The organism is Thalassolituus sp. UBA6592 (assembly GCF_002433655.1).
GTDB lineage: Bacteria > Pseudomonadota > Gammaproteobacteria > Pseudomonadales > Oceanobacteraceae > Venatoribacter.
This window is the reverse complement of record NZ_DJIO01000035.1, coordinates 1-2,705: the sequence shown is the minus strand read 5'-3', so window position 1 is coordinate 2,705 and position 2,705 is coordinate 1. Positions and strand designations below refer to the sequence as shown.

The following is a 2,705-nucleotide window of genomic DNA, read 5'->3' as shown; positions in this document are numbered from 1 at the left end:
GCGAGAGGGGCGGTCCGACGTTTCGGAAGGCCCCTCTATGAGGACAAGGGCCTGACATTTTTCGAAAATGCTTGAATAGAAATTTGTGGGACAGCAGCGGCTTCCGGGCCGCTTTTTCTTTGCCAGTAAAAACACCAGCTTGTTTGAGCGGGCCAAAAACTGCACCATGACGTCATCAAGTCCGCTGCAATAAAAATGTAACAGGCCAATATTATGGCGCGGATTACCATTGCTGATCTGCTCTGAAAAGGCAGAATAAATCGGCTCAAACCAAAAAATAATAATAAAAAACATAACAAAACTATGCCCCAGACTATTTTTATTACCGGTGCCGCCTCCGGCATCGGTTTCGCGACCGCACAAAAACTCTATGCTCAGGGATGGATTCTGGGGCTGGCTGATGTCGATGAGTACGCTCTGGTAAAAGCAATCGACGGCTGGGACCGGAGCCGTGTTTCGCACTGGCAGCTGGACGTTACCGACGCCTACCGGGTGGAACAGGTCATTGGTGAATTTGCCATGCAATGGGGCGGACAGCTGGATGTGCTGTTCAACTGTGCCGGTATCCTGCAGATCGACCGCTTTGAAGCCATGAGCAGCAAACGCCATCAGCAGATTATTAACGTTAATGTTATGGGCGTGATGCACTGCTGCCATGCGGCATTTCAGTATCTGAAAAACAGCCCCGGCTCAACCGTCATCAATATGAGTTCCGCCTGCGCTGCCTATGGCATTCCACACATGGCCAGCTATTCCGCCTCGAAATTTGCCGTCAGTGGCTTCACTGAAGCACTGCAGCTGGAGTGGGAAGAATTCGATATCCGCGTCTGCGATATTATGCCACCGTTTGTCACCACGCCCCTGCTGATGGATCAGGCCAGCGGCGCGCCGGTGCTGGAACGTCTCGGCGTTAATCTCAATGCCGCGGAAGTCGCCGACGGCGTAGTAGCACAGATTAAAAACCCGCGTACGCATCGCCCGGTCAGTGCATTTTTCTCTTTTGTCTGGCTGCTGAACCAGATAACGCCGCGTGCCGTCAGTCGTACAGTTGTCCGCTTTCTCAGCCGCTCAGAGGAACCCGAAGCCGCCCAGGATGCCAAATGGTAGCCTGCTTATAGGATTAGCTGAGGGCTGAGTTCACGCCCGGCATGGGGTAAGATAGCCGCCCATTCCGGGAGACTCCGTATGTTGTCCGTTAACCGTTATTTTCCTTTTCTGGCCGTAATCATCAGCATTGCCGCCTGGTACGACCCGCAGCCGCTGAGCAACCTGAAGGAAGCCATTGTCCCCTTCCTCACCATTGTCATGTTCTGCATGGGCCTGACCCTGCGCTGGCAGGATTTCCGCCGCGTATGGAATAAACCACAGCCCATCGCACTGGGCGTGCTGCTGCAGTTTATTATTATGCCGCTGCTGGCCTGGGCGCTGGTGAAAATCATGGCACTGCCGGATGACATTGCCATCGGCCTGATCATTGTCGGCGCCTGTGCCGGCGGTACGTCCTCCAATGTGATGACCTTTCTCGCCCGTGGCGACGTGGCCCTGTCGGTCAGTATGACGCTGATGTCGACACTCTGGGGAGTTATCCTGACGCCCTGGCTGGTCGCCTTTTACGCCGCTGCCGAGGTTCAGGTTGATACCACGGGCATGATCATCAGTATCGGTAAAATCGTTGTTCTGCCCGTACTCGCCGGCTTACTGTGCAATCAGTTTCTGCCGCAGGTAGGGCGCAGCATCAACAGCAAACTGCCGGACATCGCCAGTGCTTTTATTCTGGCCATCATCGGCATCGTCGTCTCACTGAATGCCGAAGAAATTCAGACACTGGGCATGACCACCGCCATCGCCGTCATTCTGCACAACCTGCTGGGCCTGGGTCTGGGCTACGCTATCGCCCGCTGGAACGGTCATACCGAGGCCGAAGCGCGCACCATTGCGCTGGAAGTCGGCATGCAGAACTCGGGGCTTGGTGTTGCGCTGGCGCTTAAATTCTACGGCCCGGTAGCGGCACTGCCCGGTGCGCTGTTCAGCGTCTGGCATAACATCAGTGGTTCGCTGCTGGCCGCCTTCTGGAAATGGCAGATCGACCGTAAGATCCGCAAAATCCGTCAATGAGAGATTCCATGTTAAACAAGACATTCCTGCTGGTTGTCCTGCTGCTGCAAACTGCGTTTACCTGCGCTTATGAAATGCGCGTCACACAGGAGCAGTTGCAACAGGAACTGAATAAGCGCATGCCGCTGACTCAGCAACGCGGTATGTTCGTGCTGACAATGTCAGACCCTACACTGACCTTGCTGAGCGATACTCAGCGGGCTCAGATTCGCGCGTTCACGCAGGTACAAACCAGCATCGGTCTGCAAAGTCAGGGCATGGTGACGGTGAGTGGCAAGGTGCGTTACAACAAAGATAATTACAGCTTCTATATCGACGATCCGGAAGTCACCGAACTGGCACTGAACGGTGTTCCGCCGAGCTTTCAGCCGCAACTTATCAAGATTGCGCAGGATGCCATCACCCCGGCTGTAAAAGATCAGCCAGTGTATACGCTGAGTGATGAAGATATGACTCAGTCTATGGCGCGTATGATGCTGCAGAGCATCAATATTGAGGGGCAGGAAGTCGTTATCGAACTGAGTCCGTTCTGATACAGAAACAGCCCTATAAAAAACCGGCATCGCGCCACTGCTGTCCCACAGTTTGGG

At 54.3% G+C, this 2,705-nt stretch carries 4 protein-coding genes; 3 read left to right on the top strand and 1 reads right to left on the bottom strand.

Features of this window, described 5'->3' with window-relative positions:
• The coding region (locus B2Z72_RS03120) for a hypothetical protein (RefSeq protein ID WP_297004140.1) at positions 1-294 on the bottom strand (294 nt) is incomplete at its 3' end.
• A gap of 9 nt (positions 295-303) precedes the next feature.
• Here B2Z72_RS03120 and B2Z72_RS03115 point away from each other — a divergent pair.
• The 3 genes from B2Z72_RS03115 to B2Z72_RS03105 all read left to right on the top strand — a co-directional run bounded on the left by B2Z72_RS03115 (position 304) and on the right by B2Z72_RS03105 (position 2,648).
• A complete protein-coding gene (locus B2Z72_RS03115; RefSeq protein ID WP_297004138.1) occupies positions 304-1,107 on the top strand; it encodes an SDR family oxidoreductase in 804 nt (267 codons plus the stop codon).
• A 78-nt stretch (positions 1,108-1,185) separates the two neighbouring features.
• Positions 1,186-2,115, top strand: coding sequence for a bile acid:sodium symporter family protein (locus B2Z72_RS03110; RefSeq protein ID WP_297004137.1), 930 nt, complete (start codon positions 1,186-1,188; stop codon positions 2,113-2,115).
• An 8-nt stretch (positions 2,116-2,123) separates the two neighbouring features.
• The gene (locus tag B2Z72_RS03105; RefSeq protein WP_297004135.1) at positions 2,124-2,648 is read left to right on the top strand and encodes a DUF1439 domain-containing protein; all 525 of its coding nucleotides are present in this window, start codon (positions 2,124-2,126) and stop codon (positions 2,646-2,648) included.
• Positions 2,649-2,705 lie beyond the last annotated feature (57 nt).